This is a genomic window from Gemmiger formicilis (assembly GCF_018784445.1).
Classification (GTDB): Bacteria; Bacillota; Clostridia; order Oscillospirales; family Ruminococcaceae; genus Gemmiger.
The window spans coordinates 1-20,171 of record NZ_WQOH01000026.1 but is presented as its reverse complement, the minus strand read 5'-3'; the positions used below and the strand labels follow the sequence as shown (position 1 = coordinate 20,171).

General features: G+C 54.8%; 19 protein-coding genes and 2 pseudogenes. 19 read left to right on the top strand and 2 right to left on the bottom strand.

Annotated features, from left to right (window positions below; translation table 11 throughout):
* Nucleotides 1–56 precede the first annotated feature (56 nt).
* Nucleotides 57–2,579 carry a DNA polymerase I gene (polA, locus tag GPK89_RS09155; protein ID WP_215692554.1) on the bottom strand — a complete coding sequence of 841 codons (2,523 nt, stop codon included), beginning with the start codon at nt 2,577–2,579 and terminating at the stop codon, nt 57–59.
* 121 nt (nt 2,580–2,700) lie between these two features.
* Between polA and dusB the strand changes: the two genes are divergently transcribed.
* Entirely contained in the window at nt 2,701–3,675 is a 975-nt protein-coding gene (gene dusB, locus GPK89_RS09150) for a tRNA dihydrouridine synthase DusB (protein WP_215692553.1), read from the top strand.
* A 24-nt stretch (nt 3,676–3,699) separates the two neighbouring features.
* On the opposite strand, the gene yfbR is transcribed toward dusB, so the two are convergent.
* Nucleotides 3,700–4,302 (bottom strand): 5'-deoxynucleotidase, encoded by a 603-nt coding sequence (yfbR, locus tag GPK89_RS09145; RefSeq protein ID WP_215692552.1) that lies wholly within the window; start codon nt 4,300–4,302, stop codon nt 3,700–3,702.
* Between the two features lie 94 nt (nt 4,303–4,396).
* On the opposite strand from yfbR, the gene GPK89_RS09140 reads away from it, so the two are divergent.
* The 18 genes and pseudogenes from GPK89_RS09140 (at nt 4,397) to GPK89_RS09065 (ending at nt 19,933) form a co-directional block, all read left to right on the top strand.
* Nucleotides 4,397–6,763: a YfhO family protein gene (locus tag GPK89_RS09140; protein WP_215692551.1), complete on the top strand. Its 2,367-nt coding sequence runs from the start codon at nt 4,397–4,399 to the stop codon at nt 6,761–6,763.
* On the top strand, nt 6,747–8,918 hold the full coding sequence (locus GPK89_RS09135; protein WP_215692550.1) for a Tex family protein: 2,172 nt from the start codon (nt 6,747–6,749) through the stop codon (nt 8,916–8,918). The genes GPK89_RS09140 and GPK89_RS09135 overlap by 17 nt, the downstream gene beginning before the upstream one ends.
* A 418-nt stretch (nt 8,919–9,336) precedes the next feature.
* Complete coding sequence (locus tag GPK89_RS09130; protein WP_215692549.1) at nt 9,337–9,558, top strand: HPr family phosphocarrier protein; 222 nt, start codon at nt 9,337–9,339, stop codon at nt 9,556–9,558.
* A gap of 373 nt (nt 9,559–9,931) precedes the next feature.
* Nucleotides 9,932–10,363, top strand: a complete 432-nt coding sequence (gene rplM, locus GPK89_RS09125; protein ID WP_078783446.1) for a 50S ribosomal protein L13 — start codon at nt 9,932–9,934, stop codon at nt 10,361–10,363.
* Nucleotides 10,364–10,381: 18 nt separating this feature from the next.
* The gene (gene rpsI / locus GPK89_RS09120; RefSeq protein ID WP_215692548.1) at nt 10,382–10,780 is read left to right on the top strand and encodes a 30S ribosomal protein S9; all 399 of its coding nucleotides are present in this window, start codon (nt 10,382–10,384) and stop codon (nt 10,778–10,780) included.
* 433 nt (nt 10,781–11,213) lie between these two features.
* Nucleotides 11,214–12,044 (top strand): phage antirepressor Ant, encoded by an 831-nt coding sequence (locus GPK89_RS09115; protein WP_002576413.1) that lies wholly within the window; start codon nt 11,214–11,216, stop codon nt 12,042–12,044.
* Nucleotides 12,041–12,208 (top strand): hypothetical protein, encoded by a 168-nt coding sequence (locus tag GPK89_RS09110; protein ID WP_171032223.1) that lies wholly within the window; start codon nt 12,041–12,043, stop codon nt 12,206–12,208. The genes GPK89_RS09115 and GPK89_RS09110 overlap by 4 nt, the downstream gene beginning before the upstream one ends.
* Complete coding sequence (locus GPK89_RS09105) at nt 12,189–12,863, top strand: helix-turn-helix domain-containing protein (RefSeq protein WP_097772875.1); 675 nt, start codon at nt 12,189–12,191, stop codon at nt 12,861–12,863. The genes GPK89_RS09110 and GPK89_RS09105 overlap by 20 nt, the downstream gene beginning before the upstream one ends.
* The gene (locus GPK89_RS09100) at nt 12,860–13,705 is read left to right on the top strand and encodes an ATP-binding protein (protein WP_005929990.1); all 846 of its coding nucleotides are present in this window, start codon (nt 12,860–12,862) and stop codon (nt 13,703–13,705) included. Before GPK89_RS09105 ends, GPK89_RS09100 begins: the two co-directional genes overlap by 4 nt.
* Nucleotides 13,706–13,780: 75 nt before the next feature.
* A complete protein-coding gene (locus GPK89_RS09095) occupies nt 13,781–14,689 on the top strand; it encodes a ParB/RepB/Spo0J family partition protein (RefSeq protein ID WP_005929988.1) in 909 nt (302 codons plus the stop codon).
* A 13-nt stretch (nt 14,690–14,702) separates the two neighbouring features.
* Entirely contained in the window at nt 14,703–15,209 is a 507-nt protein-coding gene (locus GPK89_RS09090) for a hypothetical protein (protein ID WP_005929984.1), read from the top strand.
* Between the two features lie 10 nt (nt 15,210–15,219).
* Nucleotides 15,220–15,855, top strand: a complete 636-nt coding sequence (locus tag GPK89_RS09085) for a DUF3846 domain-containing protein (RefSeq protein WP_002576407.1) — start codon at nt 15,220–15,222, stop codon at nt 15,853–15,855.
* 18 nt (nt 15,856–15,873) lie between these two features.
* Complete coding sequence (locus GPK89_RS09080; RefSeq protein WP_005929980.1) at nt 15,874–16,356, top strand: PcfB family protein; 483 nt, start codon at nt 15,874–15,876, stop codon at nt 16,354–16,356.
* Nucleotides 16,353–17,441, top strand: a pseudogene (locus GPK89_RS16775) (type IV secretory system conjugative DNA transfer family protein); the annotation flags it as partial. The gene GPK89_RS09080 and the pseudogene GPK89_RS16775, both read left to right, overlap by 4 nt.
* Nucleotides 17,421–17,831, top strand: a pseudogene (locus tag GPK89_RS16770) (recombinase family protein); the annotation flags it as partial. The pseudogenes GPK89_RS16775 and GPK89_RS16770, both read left to right, overlap by 21 nt.
* 6 nt (nt 17,832–17,837) lie before the next feature.
* Complete coding sequence (locus GPK89_RS16765; RefSeq protein WP_430750605.1) at nt 17,838–19,256, top strand: recombinase family protein; 1,419 nt, start codon at nt 17,838–17,840, stop codon at nt 19,254–19,256.
* Nucleotides 19,253–19,651, top strand: coding sequence for a TnpV protein (locus GPK89_RS09070; RefSeq protein WP_195308976.1), 399 nt, complete (start codon nt 19,253–19,255; stop codon nt 19,649–19,651). Before GPK89_RS16765 ends, GPK89_RS09070 begins: the two co-directional genes overlap by 4 nt.
* Nucleotides 19,652–19,933: a DUF6809 family protein gene (locus GPK89_RS09065; protein ID WP_195308977.1), complete on the top strand. Its 282-nt coding sequence runs from the start codon at nt 19,652–19,654 to the stop codon at nt 19,931–19,933.
* The last annotated feature ends 238 nt before the right edge of the window (nt 19,934–20,171 follow it).

The following is a 20,171-nucleotide window of genomic DNA, read 5'->3' as shown; positions in this document are numbered from 1 at the left end:
GCGGCCTCTGTCGGGTGGGGGCCGGACATACCCGGCCCTACGGTCGTGCCGCTGTTTTAATGGGCAGCAAGCCATGTCTTGCCGGTGCCTACCTCGGTCGTCAGGGGGACGCTGTAATGCACAACGTTTTCCATTTCTTCTTTCAAAATGCGCTTTACTTCGTCAATTTCGGCATCGGGCGCTTCGACGATCAGCTCATCGTGTACCTGCAAAAGCAGCCGGGCCTGCAGCTTTTCATCCCGCAGGCGCTGCCAGACATGGACCATCGCCAGCTTGATGATATCCGCCGCCGTGCCCTGGATGGGCGTGTTGCGTGCCATCCGCTCACCGCTGGCACGCACCTGGAAGTTGGAACTTGCCAGCTCCGGCAAAGCGCGGCGGCGGCCAAACAGCGTCTCCACATAGCCCTTGTCCTTGGCGTGGGCGATGCAGTCCTTCATATAACCGTCCACCTTCGGGAAGGTGTCGAGGTAGGTCTTTAGGAACGCATCGGCCTCCTTGACCGAAATGCCCAGATCCTTGCCCAGACTGAACGCGCCCTTGCCGTACATGATGCCAAAGTTGATGGCCTTGCTGGCCGAACGCAGCTGCGGCGTGACCTCGCTCTCAGGGATGTGGTAGATTTTGGCGGCAGTCGAGCGGTGGATGTCTGCGCCGTTCAAGAACGCCTGCTGCATATGCTCGTCGCCGGTGATGTGCGCGAGGATGCGCAGCTCGATCTGGGAGTAGTCGGCATCCACCAGTGTCTCACCCTGCCCAGCCACAAAGTAGCCGCGTAACCGGCTGCCCAGCTCGGTGCGGATGGGGATGTTCTGCAAGTTTGGCTCGGTGGACGAAATGCGCCCGGTGCGGGCCTCGGTCTGGATAAAGGTCGAGTGTACGCGCCCATCCGTAGCCGTGGCGTTCAGCAGGCCGTCCACGTAGGTGGACAGCAGCTTGGAGTAGGTGCGGTATTTCAAAATCTCGTCGATGACCGGGCTGTACGGCCGCAGGCTTTCCAGCGTCTCGGCGTCGGTGGAATAGCCGCGGGCGTTTTTCTTGCGCGGCGGCAGGCCCAGCTTGTCAAACAGGGCCTCGCCCAGCTGCTTCGGGCTGTTTACGTTGAACTCATAGCCAACTTCTGTATAGATATTGTTTAAAATGCCGTCCAGCTCGCCCCGCAGGCTGTCGCCAAAGGCGCGGATGCCGTCGGCGTCCACCGCAAAGCCGATGCGCTCCATGTCAGCCAGCACGCGGGCCAGCGGCAGCTCCATCTCGTCCAGCAGTTTGCGCTGGCCGCTCTCGTCCAGCGCGGCGGCCAGGGCATCACACAGGCCCGCCAGCACGCCCGCGTCGGGGGCAGCCTCGCAGGTGAAGTCGGCGTGTACGCCGTACTCGGCAGCCAGGGAGTGGACCTCGTACCCACTGGCCGAGGGGTTCAACAGGTAGGCAGCCAGTTTGCCGTCAAACCGCAGCGCCTTACCGATGCCGCCATGCTCCAGTGCCAGCCGGTAGAGGGGCTTTGCGTCAAAGGCCCAGATCTCGGCATCTCCGTCGAGGATGGCGGCCAGCCGGTCCGCGTCGGGCAGGTAGACGTCCTTGCCCTGCACGAGATACCACGCGCTGTCGCCCTCTTTGCTCGCGCTCTGGGCGGCGTAGAAGCGGCCCTCCAACAGCAGCGGCAGGGGGGACGGCTCCACTGTTTCCAGCGGAGCGGCGTCCGCAGCGGCGGGGGCTGCGCCTTCCTCCAGGCCCCAGCGGGCCACCATCTTGTGCATTTCCAGCGCGGCCAGCAGCTGCGCGGCAGCAGCCGGGTCGCCGGGTTGGCGGACATAGGCGGCGGGGTCGGATTCGATCGGTGCGTCCTTGCGAATCGTGCCCAGCATATAGGAAAGGTCGGCCTTGTCGCGGTTGGCGGTCAGCTTGGCCCGCTGGCCGGGCTTGACGGCCTTGTCCTCGATGTTGTCATACACGCCCTGCAGGCTGCCGAATTTGGAGATCAGCGCCAGTGCGGTTTTCTCGCCGATGCCGGGCACGCCGGGGATATTGTCCGAAGCATCGCCCATCAGGCTCTTGACGTCAATGAGCTGCGGCGGCTCGATGCCGTATTTCTCGCGGATGGCGGCGGGGTCCATGGGAAGGGTCTCCTTGTTTGTCGCCAGCAAAACAGTCGTGGCATCGTCCACTAATTGCAAACTGTCCCGGTCGCCGGTCGCCAGCAGCGTCGTACCGCCTGCAGCCTCACAGGCGGCGGCCAGCGTGCCTAAAATATCGTCGGCCTCCCAGCCGGCCTTGCTGACCTGCACAAAGCCCAGGTCAGCCAGAAGTTCCTTCAGCACCGGCATCTGCTGGGCCAGTTCCTCGGGCATACCGTGGCGGGTGGCCTTGTAGCCGTCGTAGGCGTTGTGACGAAAGGTGGGCGCGCGCTCGTCCCAGGCGATGGCGACAGCGTCCGGTTTGTGGGCCGCCAGCAGGTTGAGCAGGATATTCTGGAAGCCGTAGATGGCGTTGGTGTAGCGGCCATCCTTCGTCGTCAACAGCTTGATGCCGAAAAACGCGCGGTTGACCAGGCTGTTGCCGTCCAAGACCATGAGTTTCATGCGCAATACTCCTTATAAACAATCTACATTTCAGTATACCACATTTGCGGAAAATATGGTAGAATAGATTACAAAATAAAAAAGGCTTCCCCCTTGGGGGAAGCCTTTTTAAGGAGGAACTATGCAGCTACGCAACCTACAAATCCCCGCCGGGGCGGTGTTTGCGCCGATGGCGGGGCTGACCGACGCGGCGTGCCGTCATTTGATGGCCGACCACGGTGCGGCCTGGACCGTCAGCGAGATGGCCAGCGCCAAGGCGCTGAATTTCGGCGACCGCAAATCGCTGGAACTGCTCAAGGATGAGCATCCCCACGGCCTGTATGCCATCCAGCTGTTCGGCGCAGAGCCGGAGTCCATGGCAAAGGCAATTCTGTTTGTCCGGAAAAAGGGCATCCGGTTCGACATCCTTGATATCAATATGGGCTGCCCCGCGCCCAAGATCACCAGCAGCGGCGCGGGCAGTAAGCTCCTGCTTGACCCGCCGCTCTGCGGGCAGATGGCAGCCGCCGCCCGCAAGGCGCTGGGCGACGACACCCCGCTGACCGTGAAAATGCGCATCGGCTGGGATGCCGACAACCTGACCGGCGTCGAGGTCGCCAAGCAGCTGGAAGCGGGCGGCGCGGATTTGATTGCCGTGCATGGCCGCACGCGGGAGCAAATGTACATCCCGCCCATCGATACGGCAGCCATCGCGGCCATCAAGCAGGCGGTGTCCATCCCGGTGCTGGCGAACGGCGACGTGACCAGCGCAGACGGTGCGCTTACCTTGTTAAAAGAGACCGGCTGCGACGGTGTCATGATCGGGCGCGGTGCCCTGGGCGACCCTTGGCTGTTCGCACAGGTGCGCGCGGCGCTGCTGGGCGAGGAACGCCCGCCCGAGCCGACGCTGAACCAGCGGATGGCCGCCCTGCGCGCACAGATCTACGAAATGTGCGAGGAAAAGGGCGAGTGGGCCGCCATGCCCCAGGCCCGCAGCCAGGCCATGCACTATATGAAAGGCCTGCGCGGTGCCGCCGCCCTGCGCCGCTATTGCTCGATGCTGGAGCATTTTACCGATGTGGACCGGCTGATCGACGCGGTGTACAAATTGCAATAATGTAGGGGCCGGGTATGCCCAGCCTTAAAATCTCCCGCGCGTCAATTCGTCGAGATTCTGCGCAAAGCAGGGCAGCATATGCTCGATGAAGTATTCGGCCTCGGGGCAGTGCATTTCGTGCAGGGCGGCCAGCTGCTGGGCCTCGGCGGCCTCAAACTCGTGGCTGCCGCTCTGGCGCTCCTCCATGCACTTGATGAGCGCCGAAAGCCGGTCCGCTGCTTTTACAATTTTGCGCTCGGCATCGTTCAGCAGACTGCCGGTCAGCCAGGCCTGCGTTTCGGCCTGCAATTCGGCGGGCTGCAAGCTCGCCATGACCCGTGCTCCCTCGTGTTCCACGGCCTTGTAGGCGGTGCGAAGCGCGTCGTTTTTGTACTTGACCGGGGTGGGCAGGTCGCCGGTTAAAATCTCCGGTGCATCGTGGTAAAGCGCCGCCGTGGCGACGACCTCGGGCCGCAGGGATTTTCCCGTGGCCGTGCATTTTTGGCCGATCAGGCAGAGGGTGTGCGCCAGCAGCGCCGTGTCGGCGGTGTGCTCGCTCAGGGATTCGGCCCGGGTGCTTCGCATCAGGCTCCAGCGGGTGATGTATTTCATGCGGCTGAGCAGCGCACTGAACGGATAGGTTTTCATCTTCACTTGACCTCCGGTTTGTGGTATAATGGGGCGTATCCTCAGTATACCACACCTTGCCCCAAAATGGGGCCCCATAAACGGTACTATCAATATGGAATCCGTAAATTTTAAACAAAAATCCAATTACTGGCGGGTGTTCGTGCTCTGCTTTGCCACGGCGGTGCTGCTGTTTCTGCCCCACTGCATCATAGATGCCGTCGCGGGCGGCGGGTACTTCCACTACGCGGGCGACTTCAACGACCAGCAGATCAACTTTTACCAGTATGCCAACGCCTTTATTAAGCAGGGCGGCACCTTCAGCTGGGCTACCGATTTAGGCAGCGGGTTTGTCAACTCCTACTCGTTCTACCTGCTGGGCAGTCCGTTCTTCTGGCTTTCGATGCTCGTGCCCGCCAAGTTCATGCCCTGGGCCATGGTGCCGCTGCTCTGCCTGAAAATGGCGCTGGCCGGGGGCGGGGCTTACCTGTGGGCACGCCGCTGGGTGCAGGACGAAAGATGGTCCATGCTGGCGGGCTGTCTGTACGCATTCTCCGGGTTTAGCATCTACAACATCTTTTTCAATCACTTTTTGGACGTTGTGGCGCTGTTTCCCTATATGCTGGCGTCGCTGGACGACGCGGTGCTGGACGGCAAAAAAGGCCGCTTTCCGTTCTGGGTGGCGCTGAACCTTGTCAACAATTACTTCTTTTTTGCCGGGCAGGCCGTGTTCCTCATCCTCTATTTCTTCTGCATGGCGGCGGGGCGGCGGTATAAAATCGGCCCGCGCAAGTTTGCAAGCCTTGCGTGGGAGACGGTCCTGGGCTGCGCCTGCGGGTGCGTGCTGCTGCTTCCGGCGGGGCTGTCGCTTTTGCAAAATCCGCGCACCATCGACCCGTTTACCGGGTATGGATACTTGTTCTATGGCAAATCCCAGCAGTACGGTGCCATTTTTTACAGCCCCTTTTTGATGCCGGATGCGCCCTATTTCAAGGATATGTTCCAGGAAGGCATCCTCAAACACACGAGCCTGACCGCCTACCTGCCGCTGGTGGGTGCGGCGGGCGGGTTGGCGTTCTGCCGGGCGCGGGGGCGGCACCCGTTTACCTACATTCTGAAAGTGTGCATCGTCTGCGCGTTCGTGCCGGTGCTGAACAGTGCGTTCTACGCCCTCAATTCCAGCTACTATGCCCGCTGGTATTATATGCCGATTCTGGTTTTGTGCGGTGCGACATGCTATCTGCTTGCCCGCCCCGGCCTGGCGGAGCGGCACCTGCCCCGGGCGTTCGCGCTGACGACCTTTATCACGCTGACGGCGGCGGTGTTCGCCATCCTGCCCAACGAGGATGACGACGGTAACACGGTCTACGGCGTGCTGGATCAGCCTGCGCGGTTCTGGGCTATCTTCGGCATGACGGTGGCGGGCATCGTGGTTTTTGCGTTGCTGTGGCATTTTTGCCGCCAAAAGCGCCGCTGGGGCAGTATTCTGATGGCGGCGACGCTGGGGTTCAGCCTGCTGTACGGTACGCTGCACCTCTCGCTGACCAAGTACGCCCAGTGGGACACCGATGGAAATTTGATCGCAGAGACGTATGATTCTGTGGATGAGATTGCCGCCGCCCTGCCGGACGACGCGTTTTATCGCATCGACGCCTATGGGGCGCACAACAATCTGGGGCTGTGGTTCGATAAGAGCTGTCTGCAATTTTTCAACTCCACCGTCGCGCCCAGTATCATGGAATTTTACCCAGAGGTCGGCGTCAAGCGGGACGTGAACTCCAAGCCCGACGCCGAGAACTACGCACTGCGCGGGCTGCTCAGCGTGCGGTACACGCTGGTAGCCAAGGACAAGGAGGCTGAGTGGACTGACAAGGCCCTGCCCGGCTGGCGGCGCACCGGCGAGACGACGGCCTACGCCATTTACGAGAACGAAAACTGGGTGCCGATGGGCTTTGCATTCGACTACTACGTCACCGCCGACCAGCTCGACCGCGTGAACGAGGACGAGCGTGCGCAAATTTTGTGCCGCGCGGTTTTGCTGGATGACGACCAGATTTCGGCGTTCGGCGGTATTTTGCAGCCTCTGCCCGATGAGGAGCTGACCAACCGCAGTGAGGATGCCTACGCTGCCGACTGCGTCGCCCGGCGGGATGCAGGTGTGGCAGAATTTGCCGCGACCCGCACCGGTTTTACGGCCAGGACGAACTATGCCGCGGACGAGCTGGTGTTTTTCAGTGTGCCGTATGACGACGGCTTTACCGCCACAGTCAACGGCGAACCCGCCACCATTGAAAAAGTGGACGACGGCCTGATGGCCGTGTGCGTGCCCGCAGGGGAGAATGAGATAGAATTTACCTACCATACGCCGGGGCTGAAGGTGTCGGCCACCGTGAGCGCCGTTGCTATCGTGGTGTATGGAGTGTATTTGGGAATTTTGCGGAAGAAAAAGAGAGGAAACAAACCATATGCCAAACCATGCTGAACAGTTAGCCCAGGAATTGAACCTGAATGTCAAAAATGTCCAGGGGGCTATTGAATTGATCGACCAGGGGAACACCATCCCCTTTATCGCCCGCTACCGCAAGGAGGCCACCGGCTCGATGGACGATCAGGTACTGCGCGATCTGGGCGACCGTCTGGAATATCTGCGCGGCCTCGATAAGCGCAAGGAGGAAGTCACCTCCTCCATCACCGAGCAGGGGGCCATGACGCCCGAATTGACCGCCGCGCTGACCAAGGCCAAGACCTTGGCCGAGGTCGAGGACATCTACCGCCCCTATAAACCCAAGCGCAAGACCCGCGCCAGCATCGCCAAGGCCCGGGGCTTGCAGCCGTTGGCCGACGCGATTCTGAAACAGGACGCTGCGTTTGACCCCGAGAAAGCCGCCGCTGCGTACCTCAACGACGAGGTCCCCGACGCAGCCGCCGCGCTGGCCGGGGCGCAGGATATCATCGCTGAGGCTGTCTCCGATGATGCTGCCTGCCGCGCCGAACTGCGCCGCTACTACCGCGCGTTTGGCCGCATCGCCAGCGCCAAGGCCAAGGACGAGGACAGCGTCTACGCCCAGTATTACGACTTCGCAGAGCCGCTGAACAAGATACCCGGCCACCGCGTGCTGGCACTGGATCGCGGCGAGCGCGAGGGCTTTTTGAAGGTTGGCATCCAGGTCGATGCCGACCGTGCGGCAGGTATCGTCAGCTGGATGTACGCCCGCAAAAAGACCGGCGGCAAGAGCGCGGAGCTCGTGGACGCTGCCGCCCGCGACGCATACAGCCGCCTCATCCACCCCAGCCTGGAAAACGAACTGCGGAGCGAGCTGTCCGATGCCGCCGCCGAGGGTGCTATCAAGGTCTTTGGCGATAACCTGCGCCAGCTGCTTTTACAGCCGCCCATCCGCGGCAAGACGGTTATGGGCCTGGACCCCGGCTACCGCATGGGCTGCAAGGTCGCCGTCGTGGACCCCACCGGCAAGGTGCTGGACACGAACGTCGTCTACCCGGTGCCCGAGTTCAAGCGCGTGGATCAGGCGAAAAAAATTATCAAAGCGATGGTTTTGAAGAACGGCGTCGAGGTCATGGCCATCGGCAACGGCACGGCCGGCCACGAGACAGAGAAATTCGCCGCCCAGGTCATCCGTGAGCTGGCCGACGAAAAGAACCTGCATTTGCAGTATATGGTCGTCAGCGAGGCCGGCGCGTCGGTCTACTCCGCCAGCAAACTGGCCGCCGAGGAATTCCCCCAGTATGACGTCAACCTGCGCAGCGCTGTGTCCATTGCCCGCCGTTTGCAGGATCCGCTGGCCGAGTTGGTCAAAATCGACCCCAAGGCCGTCGGCGTGGGCCAGTACCAACACGATATGCCCCAGAAGCGGCTGAACGAGACGCTGGACGGCGTGGTCGAGGACTGCGTGAACAGTGTCGGCGTCGACCTGAACACTGCCTCTGCGCCGCTGCTGCGCCGCGTGGCGGGCGTCAGCGCGGCCACGGCCAAGAATATCGTTGCTTGGCGCGAGGAGGAGGGCGCGTTCACCTCCCGCGCGCAGCTGAAAAAGGTCAAGGGCCTCGGCCCCAAGGCGTATGAGCAGTGCGCGGGCTTCTTGCGGCTGCCCGAGGCGAAGAATCGCCTGGACGCAACCGCCGTCCACCCCGAGAGCTACGCTGCCGCCAAGGCCCTGCTGGATGCCTGCGGCTACACCGCCGCAGAAATCGGCACCGACAAGCTGGCGGGCCTGCCCGGCGTTGTCAAGGCCAAGGGGGCCACGACCCTGTGTGAGACGCTGGGGGTGGGAGAGCCGACGTTGAACGATATCGTCGCCGAGCTGTGTAAGCCGGGCCGCGACGTGCGCGACAGCCTGCCCAAGCCGCTGCTGCGCAGTGATGTCATGGGGCTGGACGACCTCAAACCCGGCATGGAGCTGACCGGCACCGTGCGCAACGTCATTGATTTCGGCGCATTCGTAGACCTGGGCGTCCACCAGGACGGGCTGGTCCATGTTTCCCAGATCAGCGATAAATTCATCAAGCACCCGCGGGAAGTGCTGAAGGTCGGCGATATCGTGCGGGTCAAGGTGCTCAGTGTCGATACCGGCAAAAAGCGCATTGCCCTGACAATGAAGGGCGTACCCCAGCAAAACTGATACAAAAGCGACAGGAACATATACAAATGTTGCACGCGAATTTACATGGTGTTTGATTTTTAACAAGGGATGTTGTACAACTAAAGCAGAAATCGACAAAAACGTTCAGAAAACGTAAAAATTCGCTTGTAAAAACATAATACATGTGAACAAATGCACAGGGCACAGCCTAAAAGCTGTCATTCTTACCAAAAGCCAAAAATGAAGGATTTTCTCTTTTGTGCAGGAAATGGAAAAAATCACCTTTGTGCATTATGAACAAACACAAGGCACATAATTGTGCTATAATGCACAACGTAGGGAGCAGATAGAGCATGGTGGCTCACCTCCCTGCCGCAGGCCGTGCGCCCGGTTCCATCCTGGATACCGGTGCTGAAGACGCGGCAGAATGCGTGGGAAAAATCGGAGGTTCTTTATTATGGTGAAACAAGTCAAGGTTTCCAATTTTACTGAGGTCAAGGGAATCGTGTCTGCTGCCGCCAAGTGTTATAACGATGTCGGCGTGCATGACATGAAGGGCAGCATTGCCGATGCAAAGAGCATCCTGGGCATGATGAGCCTGGATTACAGCAATCCCGTCAAGATCGTCTGCGAGGATGAGCATGACCTGAACCGCGTTGTCAGCGCGCTCAAGCAGTAAAATAAACCCAGCCCGCCCTGTGGTGTATGCCGCAGGGCGGTTTTTTATTTGCAGATAAAGATATTGCTGAGGTGTAGGGGCCGCCTATGTGCAGCCCGCGGCTTTCCCGCAAAATGTCGTCTGCCTTGCATGCCCGGCCCCTACGGCCCTGCGTAAATTTTTATAAAAATAGAGTTTGTGAAAACGCGAGAAAACGAGAGTATTTACGAGAATTAAAGAGCTATCAAAGAATAAATTAAAATTCTTTCCAAAAACCGTTGACTATGGCCCCGCTTTCTGCTATAATCACACTTGCGCGAAAAAGCGCCCTGTGCGGCGCTGTTAAATACCGTTATAAGACGGACGTGTTAATTTCTCAATGGAGGTTCCTACTATGAGCACGACTCTCGCTAAGCCCGCTGAAATGGCTGACCGCAAGTGGTATGTGATCGACGCCGCCGGCAAGCCCCTCGGCCGCGTTGCTGCCAAGGCTGCTGTCATCCTGCGCGGCAAGAACAAGACCACTTTCACCCCCAACGTTGACTGCGGTGACCACGTCATCATCATCAACTGCGACGAGGCTGTCCTGACCGGCAAGAAGCTGGAGAAGAAGTTCCATCGCACTCATTCCGGCTGGATCGGCGGCCTGAAGGAGACCCAGTACAAGACCCTGATGGCTGAGAACAGCGACAAGGCCATGACCTACGCTGTCAAGGGCATGATCCCCTCTAACACCATCGGCGCCAAGGCTATGACCCGCCTGCACTGCTACAAGGCTGCTGACCATGCCCATGCTGCTCAGAAGCCCGAAGCTGTTGAGATTTGAGTGAGGAGGCAATAGAAGATGTACGAAACCAAACCTTATTTCTACGGCACTGGCCGTCGTAAGCATTCCGTTGCCCGCGTTCGCGTTTACAACGGCACCGGCAAAATGACCATCAATGGCCGTGACATCAACGACTACTTTGGTCTGGAGACCCTGAAGCTGCTGGCCAACAGCCCCCTGGTTCTGACTGAGAACGAGGGCAAGTTCGACGTCGTCGTCAACGTCGTCGGCGGTGGCTGCGCCGGTCAGGCTGGCGCTATCCGCCACGGCCTGTCCCGCGCCCTGCTGCAGTTCAACCCCGAGCTGCGCGCTACCCTGAAGAAGGCTGGCTTCCTGACCCGCGATCCTCGTATGAAGGAACGTAAGAAATACGGCCTCAAAGCCGCTCGTCGCGCTCCGCAGTTCAGCAAGCGATAATCTACAGCTTAATAATGCTAAAAAAGCCCGGAAATACGCCATTTTCCGGGCTTTTTCTATGCCTGAAATCGCCTGATTCCGATGGTGAAATTTGAGGAAATTTGACTTCAAATTAACCCATTTTGATGGGTTTACCATGGGTTTACGGCCTATTTTTGAGCCTAATGGGTGGGAAAATGGGTTTACAGAAGGCCATTTTGGAGGGGAAATTAGCCCCATATCCTTGACAGATTTTCGGCAAAAATCCGGCTGAAACGGAATGAAAAACAGTGTCAGGTTCGTTTGGCGAGTTCTGACGAATTCTGCAAAAATTTAATATCAGGTATCCTGTTACATAGAGCCTTGGCTCATTCTTTGAAAACGAGAATGGGTCGAGGCTCTATTTTTTTCGCCCGAAATCCGGCGAGACAAATTTGAGCAGGAGGTAACAGGTATGACGGATTTCAATCAGAAGACCCATGACACCGATGTGGGCAGTCATGGCGGACAGTCAAGGCAGATGATGGAGGTGTTTGAGAACCAGGAGTTTGGTTCGATCCGCGTGTTGCAAGAGGCGGGCAAGACCTTCTTCTGTGCAAGCGATGTGGCGAAAGCGTTGGGGTATGTGAATCCCTACGCCGCAGTGAAACGCCATTGCAGAGGCCCCCTAACGAAACGCGAGGGGGTCGTTCAGAAGGTGAATCAGTATGGAGATGCTGGAGAGCAGGTCGTTGAAATCTCCTTTATCACAGAAGGCGATGTTTACCGGCTGATCGTTCACAGCAAGCTGCCATCGGCAGAACGATTTGAACACTGGGTGTTTGATGAAGTTCTCCCGTCCATTCGCAAGCATGGTGTGTATATGAGCGATTCCATTTTGGATCAGGTGATTCAGCATCCGGAGGTCATCTACACACTGGCACAGGAGCTTGTAGCCGAGAGAGAGCAGCTTGAGGGTATCCGCAAACAGCTGGATGCGGCACAGCCCAAGGCAGACTACTTCGACACCTTTGTAAATTCGGAAGATTGCACCTGCATCCGGAATTTCTGTAAGGAAATCGGAATCCCAGAGAAGACGGCAGTAGCTCTCTTACTGGATCACCGCTATCTGTACCGCAGTCCAAGCGGCTGGCTGATGCCTTTTGCAGACAAATCTGCAAGGGGCTATTTTATTGTCCGGGATTGCTACGGCAGAAGCGGAAAACTGGTGCAGCAGACGAGAGTGACCTGCAAGGGAAAGAATCATCTCTTCAAGTTGTTTAAGAAATGGGGTGTGATCGAATGACGCTTTTTACAGAGGGACGCCTTCAGGCGTTTGAACGCATGATGCAGGATACCGGCAAATACCATCGACGGGAGGACAGCGAAGATCGTTCGCGCAAATGTCCGAAGAAAAAAACGGAGCCTGCGAAAAAGGATGGTGAGCACCATGCCGGTATTCAGGGTTGAGAAAAACAGCAATTACACAACGATGTGCAATTACCACCTGCGGGATCAGGGTCTCAGCCTGAAAGGAAAAGGACTTCTCTCTATGCTGCTTAGTTTACCGGACACATGGAACTATTCGGTACGGGGATTATCTTCGATTACACCGGATGGCGTAGATGGGGTGCTTACAGCTCTGAAAGAACTGGAACGTCTTGGATATCTGGAAAGGAACCAGCAGCGTGAGAGTAACGGTCGGATGGGCAGAGCGGAGTATGTGATCTATGAGATGCCAAGGAAAAAGCCGTGTTCGGAATCACCGTGTACGGAAAAGCCGTATACGGTAAATCCGGATACGGACACACCGGTTACGGAAAATCCCGCGCAATTAAGTACTAATAGAACAAGTACTGAAACAATCAATAAAAGAGAGAAGAAGGAAATCCAGCACCGGTATGGCTCATACGAAAATGTCCTTCTCTCTGACACGGAATACGGCAAGCTCCGGCAGGAGTTCCCAGGAGATTATCAGATGCGGGTGGAACGGCTCTCTGAGTATATGGCTTCCACCGGCAGGAGCTACAAAAATCACCTTGCCACAATCCGGAGCTGGGCAAAGAGAGAAAAGCCGAAGTATAACCCGGCAGACTACACATTTGAGGAAGGAGACAGCCTATGAGCGACATGGTGCCTGAAGTATTGAATGCGGCGTTGGATTCGCTCTTTACGCCGAAAGAACCCGGAGAGCAGGAATACCAGGGCGTGGACGGACTGCTGTATTGCCGGAACTGTCATACTCCGGTGCAGTGCAGGGTAAAGCTCTGGGGCAGAGACAAGATTGTTCCCTGCCTTTGCAGATGCCAGCAGGAAGCGATGGCGGAAAAGAAACGCCAGGATGAACTGGTGGAGCGGCAGCGTAAAATCAGGCAGCTGAAAGCAACTGGGATTCAGGAAAAGCATCTTCTGGAATGGAATTTTGGCGTTGCAGAAGACAACAAGGACATCCAGATGGCAAAACGTTATGTGGAGCAGTGGAAAAAGGTCAAGGCTGAAAACCTTGGCCTTTTGTTATGGGGAGATGTCGGAACCGGAAAGTCCTTTGTGGCGGCATGTATAGCAAATGCGCTGCTGGATCAGGGCATTCCGGTTTTGATGACGAACTTCTCCAAAATCCTGAACCAGATGGGTGCCATGTATTCGGAAGAACGATACCGGTATATCGCTTCGTTTTCCAATTATTCTTTGCTGATTCTGGATGATCTGGGAATTGAGCGCAGCACCGAATATGCGCTGGAGCAGGTCTACGCTGTCATTGATGAGCGGTATAAGTCCGGGCTTCCGGTCATTATCACAACCAATCTGAAAATTGCAGAAATCCGCAATCCGCAGGATGTGGCATACGCCCGGATTTACAGCAGGATTCTGGAAATGTGTACGCCGGTGCGAATCAGCGGAGAGGACCGCAGAAAGAGCATTGGAAAAGAAAAACAGCAGGTCGTTAAGGAGGTACTTGATCTATGAAGTGCAAGGCAAAAAAGGCGTTTTTCGCAGGTAAGAATGACATCTATCACCGCTGGAAGGAGGTTAAGAAGCTGAATGGCAAAAGCAAAAACCAGTATTACAACAGAAAACCGCAGTGGCTCAGCTGCCGACGCTGCGGCTAAGGAGAAGCGGACGGAGATGCCGCTTTCTGACCTGCATCCTTTTGAAGGGCATCCCTTTAAGGTGCTGGATGACGAGCTGATGGAACAGACCGTAGAGAGCATCAAGCAGATCGGTGTGGTATCACCACTGATTGTCCGACCTGACCCGGAAGGCGGATTTGAAATTCTTTCAGGACACCGCAGACTTCATGCGGCGCAGCTGGCAGGTTTGGAGACTGTGCCGGTCATCGTCAAGGAAATGGACGATGATGCAGCAATCATCTTTATGGTGGACAGCAACTTGCAGCGGGAGAATATTCTTCCCAGCGAGAGAGCGTTTTCCTACAAGATGAAGTTGGAGGCGATGAAACATCAGGGTCAGAGAAAAGATTTGACTTCGGAGCAATTTGCACCGAAGTTGTCTACGGAGATTATTGGTGAAGCTGTTGGAATGAGTAAGGATACGGTTAAACGCTATATCCGCCTTACCAACCTGATTCCTGAAATTTTGGATATGGTGGATGAGAAGAAAATCGCCTTTAATCCGGCGGTGGAGTTGTCTTACCTGAAACCGTCTGAACAGAAGGAATTTCTGGAGGCAATGGACTATGCACAGGCATCTCCATCCCTGTCGCAGGCACAGCGGCTGAAGAAGCTCTCACAGGAGGGCGGCTGCACGTTGGATGCCATGTGTGAAGTGATGAATGAAATCAAAAAGGATGAGCTTGACCATGTGACGATTAAAAACGAGGTTCTTCGGAAGTATTTCCCGAAATCCTATACGCCGAAGCAGATGCAGGACACGATTATCCGGCTGCTGGAAAAATGGCAGCGAAGTAAACAACGAGATATGGAACGATGAGAAGGAGATTTTTATGATGATGAACTTTAAGAAGAATCAGAACAACGCAGTGTGCAGCATGGATTGCAAGAACTGCCCGCACGGTGCATCGCAGCCCAATCCGATGGATGATCCCATGTTTGAGAAGTCCATTGCGATGCTTCATAACTGGCTGATGCTGGAGGCAATCCGTGAAGATCACCCGAAGGAGCGCATTGTGATGGTGATCCTGCCGGGGGCTGGCGGCGAACTCCTGACCGAGGATGGCAGTCGAGACATCTTTGAGGATGTTTACGATGAGATGGAGGCTGATCTGGTGGCAGATGGGGAACTGCTTCTCCATTATGATAAGAGCGATGTGATCGAGACTGACAGAACCCGCTATCTGTTGGGAGCTGCGGAGGTTTCGGAAATCGACCAGAACGGCAACGAATGCAGCATCAATCTGTTTACGCTGGAACGCACCATCGACTATGTGAACGAGAACCTGACGGTGGTTTCCATTGGCGGCGAGTTGGTTCCGGCACTGCGCCTGATCTAAGGAGGTGCCTATGAAGAAATTTGATGTGGAGATTACAGAGACTCTCCAGAGAAAGGTTTCCGTGGAAGCTGCCTCACAGGAAGATGCGGAACGCATGGTGACGCAGGCGTGGAACAATCAGGACTATGTTCTGGATTCCGGCGATTTCACCGGTGTGGATTTCAAGACCGTGGGAGAACATGAATTGGCAGAGACCAGGACAATGGATGTGCTGCTGGTACAGCCCAATGCCTATCCGAAGAAAATCAGTGTTGGCACGGAGCTGGAAGATTTGCAGGCCATGGTCGGCGGCGATATTGAAGTCACCTATCCATTTGAGGATGAAGTGGCCATTATTCTGAATGAATCCGGCAAAATCAATGGTCTGCCGCTGAACCGTGCGATTTACACCGAAGACGGGGATATGCAGGACATTTATGCCGGTGATTTTCTGGTGGTAGGGCTGACAGAGGATGACTTTGGTTCTCTGACTTCGGAGCAGATGCAGAAATTTGAGGAGCAGTTCCATCAGCCCCAGATGTTCGTTCGTATGGGGCGCAGCATCATGGCGATTCCGGTTCCGGATGACATGGTGAAGAAGATGGAGGAAAAGGCTGCAAAGCCCCAAGAAAAGAGTAAACCGGCACCGGACCGGGACAGTTTGTAAGGAAGGAGGCGGAGATTCATGCAGGAAGAAGTTGAAAATCGTACCGTCAATCTGGCAATCAGTACCACGAAACTGACATTTCGCACTATCGTGAATGGCTATAATGCGTGGAAACGGCACCATCAGGCAAAGGCGGCTCAGAAATCAGCGCAGATGCCGCTTGGAAAGCAGAGCATCAAAGAACTGATCGGTCAGAATCAGGGAGTCAGCAGTATCCCCATTGAGAAAACGGATTTGAAAGGCTTTGAACAGGTGGCGCGGAAATACGGTGTGGATTATGCCATTACGAAAGACCAAAATGTGATTCCACCCAAGTACACGGTGTTCTTTAAGGCGAAGGATGCGGATGCACTGACTTCCGCTTTTGAGGAATTCACCAACCGCAAGCTGAAAGCAAAGGAAAAACCGAGTGTTCTGGAGCAGCTTAACAAGCTCAAAGAACTGGTGGCTGCAATTCTGCCGGATAAGGTTCGTCACAAAAGTCAGGAGCGTGATCTATGAGTAATAAGACCAAGAAGCTGCTGATCCTGAACCTGCCGTACTTCATTGCCGGTCTTGTATGTACCAATCTGGGAGAAGCGTGGAGAATTGCCGAGGGCGCAGACATGTCTGAAAAGCTCCTCGGCTTTCTTTCTGCTCTGGGTGCAGCATTTTCCAACCCGATGCCAAGTCTGCATCCGCTGGATTTGCTGATTGGTGTGTGCTGCGGAGCGGGTCTGCGGCTTGCTGTGTATCTGAAAGGCAAAAATGCCAAGAAATATCGTCATGGTATGGAGTATGGCTCTGCCCGGTGGGGTACGCAGAAAGACATCGAACCGTTTGAAGATCCAGTGTTTGCAAACAATGTGATTCTGACCCGGACGGAGCGGCTGATGATGGGCAATCGCCCGAAGAATCCGGCAAATGCCAGAAACAAAAATGTGCTTGTGGTCGGCGGTTCCGGCAGCGGTAAGACGAGATTTTGGCTTAAACCCAACCTTTTACAATGTCACAGTTCCTACGTGGTCACTGACCCGAAAGGTGATATCGTAATCGACTGCGGCCAAGCCCTTTTGAAGAACGGATACAGTATCCGGATTTTCAATACTATCAATTTCAGAAAGTCGATGCATTATAATCCCTTCGCGTATATTCACAGCGAAAAGGATATTTTGAAGCTGACCACAACCCTCATTGCCAACACTAAAGGGGACGGCAAGGCCGGTGACGAATTCTGGACGAAGGCAGAGACCTTGCTGTATTGTGCTTTGATTGGTTATATCCATTATGAGGCACCGCTGGAAGAGCAGAACTTTGCAACGCTGATTGAATTTCTGAACGCGATGGAAGTGCGCGAGGATGATGAAACCTTTCAGAATCCAGTGGATCAGATGTTTGAAGCTCTGAAAAAGAAAAAACCGAACCACTTTGCTGTCCGCCAATATGCCAAGTTCAAGCTGGCGGCGGGTGTTGTATGCTTTAAGAGACTTATTCATCACGATATGAGTAAGTCTCTTAAAACATATAAGGCTACAAAGCAGAAAGGAGACCCCATGAGCAAACAGAAAATAACCGCCCTATACGAGCGTTTGAGCCGTGACGATGAACTGCAAGGCGAGAGTAATTCCATATCCAATCAGAAAAAATTATTGGAGGAATACGCCGCACAGCAAGGCTTCACAAACTGTGTCCACTTTACGGACGATGGAATAAGCGGAACTTGTTTCGATAGACCCGGCTTTCTGGATATGATGCGGCAAGTCGAAGCCGGAAATGTGGACTATCTGTGCATTAAGGACATGAGCCGTCTGGGGCGTGACTATCTCAAAGTCGGTCAGATTATGGAGATTTTACGCCAGAGAGGTGTCCGTCTCATTGCCATCAATGACGGTGTGGACAGTGCCAGAGGGGACGATGATTTTACCCCTTTTCGTAACATCATGAACGAATACTACGCACGAGACACAAGCCGCAAAATCAAGTCCACTTTCAAGACCAAAGGCATGACAGGCAAGCATCTGACAGGGACGGTCATTTACGGTTATCTCTGGAATGAGACAAGAGACCAATGGATTGTTGATGAATATGCCGCCGAGGTTGTCAAGCGTATTTTTGCTATGACGATTGACGGCTACGGACCGTATCAGATTGCAAAGAAGCTGTCCGAGGACAAGATACTCATTCCCTCTGCCTACCTTGCACAGCATAACGAGGGCGTGAACAAAAACAAGACTTTCAAGGATGTGTACGGTTGGGGTTCTTCCACTATCGTCAATCTGTTGGACAAGCGTGAATATCTCGGTCATACCGTCAATTTCAAGACCCGAAAGCATTTCAAGGACAAGAAAAGCCATTATGTGCCGGAGGACGAATGGACGATTTTCGAGAATACTCATGAAGCCATTATCAGCCAAGAGACTTTCGACCTTGCACAGAAAATCCGAAGCAAGGTCAGACGATACCCCGATGGATGGGGCGAAGCTGCTCCCCTCACAGGCTTGCTCTACTGTGCCGATTGCGGCGGCAAGATGTATGTCCACCGCACTAACAACGGCAAGCGTATCTCTCAATACACTTGCTCACAGTACACAAAAGTCCCTTGTGGAACGCTCTGCAAGACACAGCACCGTATCAATGAAGATGTGGTATTGTCTCTTGTCTCCGATATGCTCCGAGCCATAGCCGAGTATGCAAAGCATGACCGAGCCGAGTTTGTCCGAGTGGTACAAGAAGCACAGTCCAGTCAGCAGACAAGCGAGGTCAAGAAGCAACGCACAAGGCTTGCTACGTCAAAACAGCGTGTTTCGGAACTGGAAGTTTTGCTCTGTAAAATCTATGAGGATAATGTATTGGGCAAACTCCCCGATGCCAGATATGCCGTTCTGGATGCACAGTACGCAAAGGAACAGGCGGCACTTACCGCCGAGATTGCAACACTTGAAAAGGCTGTCGGAGATTATGAGAAGCATGAGAAATCCGCAGACCGCTTTATCACTCTGATTGACAAGTATCAGAACTTCGACAAGCTGACAAATACCATGCTCAACGAGTTTGTCGATAAAATCCTTGTCCATGAGCGTGCCAGAAAAGGCAGTCGAGAGACTACGCAAGAGGTTGAAATCTTCTTTAACTTTGTCGGGCGTTTCGTCCCTCCGGCATTTGCTGAAGTGGAGCTTACGCCGGAAGAATTAGAGGAAATCCGCAAGCGAGAGGAACGCAAGGACAAACTTCATCAGAACTACTTGAAGCGTAAAGCCAGCGGTGCCCAGAAGCGTTATGAGGACAAAATCAAGGCGGCGAAGAAAGCCGAGATGGACGAAAAGAAAAATGCCATTCGAGCCGAGGACATTGCAAGGGGTGTGTTTATCCCTGTCAGCAATCTTCCGAAGCGAGAGCCACAGAAAGGAGCTATCACAGCATGAACGAACTGAAACCGAGAATCCACGAAAACGGCATTGACTATATCCTTGTGGGAGATTACTATGTGCCGGATTTGAAGCTGCCGGAGGAAAAGCGACCTATCGGGCATTGGGGCAGACTTCACAAAGCCTATTTGCAGAATTACCGCCCCGCCGTTTATAACGAGCTTGTTTTGTCCTGTCGGCTTCATTCTGTCCTTGCAGATCTGAACGAACAGGCAAATGACCGCTTCTCTCTGATTATGGAGCAGATGGCAAGAGCCGAGGGCGTGACCGAGCAGATGAAAGCAGATAATCAGATGTTGTGGGTGCAGTCCATGAACTCCATCCGCAACCGAGCCGAGGAAATCATCAAGCACGAAATGATTTACTGCCATTATAGCGGAGGGGGTGATTAAATGATTATGGAAGCGATTTTCGGCGGCGATATGTACCCATTGGAGAACATTGTACCGCAACAGGACGGCTACAAGGCAGAGGTCAAAGCCATTGCCGGCCTTATGGACGAACTGGCGAACAAGTTTTCAAAAGCCGACTTTTCCAAAGTGGAGGAACTTCATCAGCGAATGACGATTGTTCAGCAGTATGAAAGCACCGAGCATTTTAAATGTGGACTGTCCACAGGCTTGCTACTTATGAAAGAAGCCTATGAATATCCGCTCAACCCCAAAGAGGACTAAAAAAGTAAGGTCTGAACCCGACAATTTAATACCGTAATTCAAGCGGCAAGTGTTTCGTTCTTCGTGAAATGCTTGTCGCTTTTATTAACCTTAAATCTTAATCTTTCAAGGAGGAACCCACTATGAATATGAACATCAATGAAAAGAAAGCTCTTTACGCTTTTGGCTGTCCGAATCGAGAAGCGACCGTTCAACGCTTGCGTCTTGTGGCTGCACTTGCTCCCGACCCTGCGGCTAA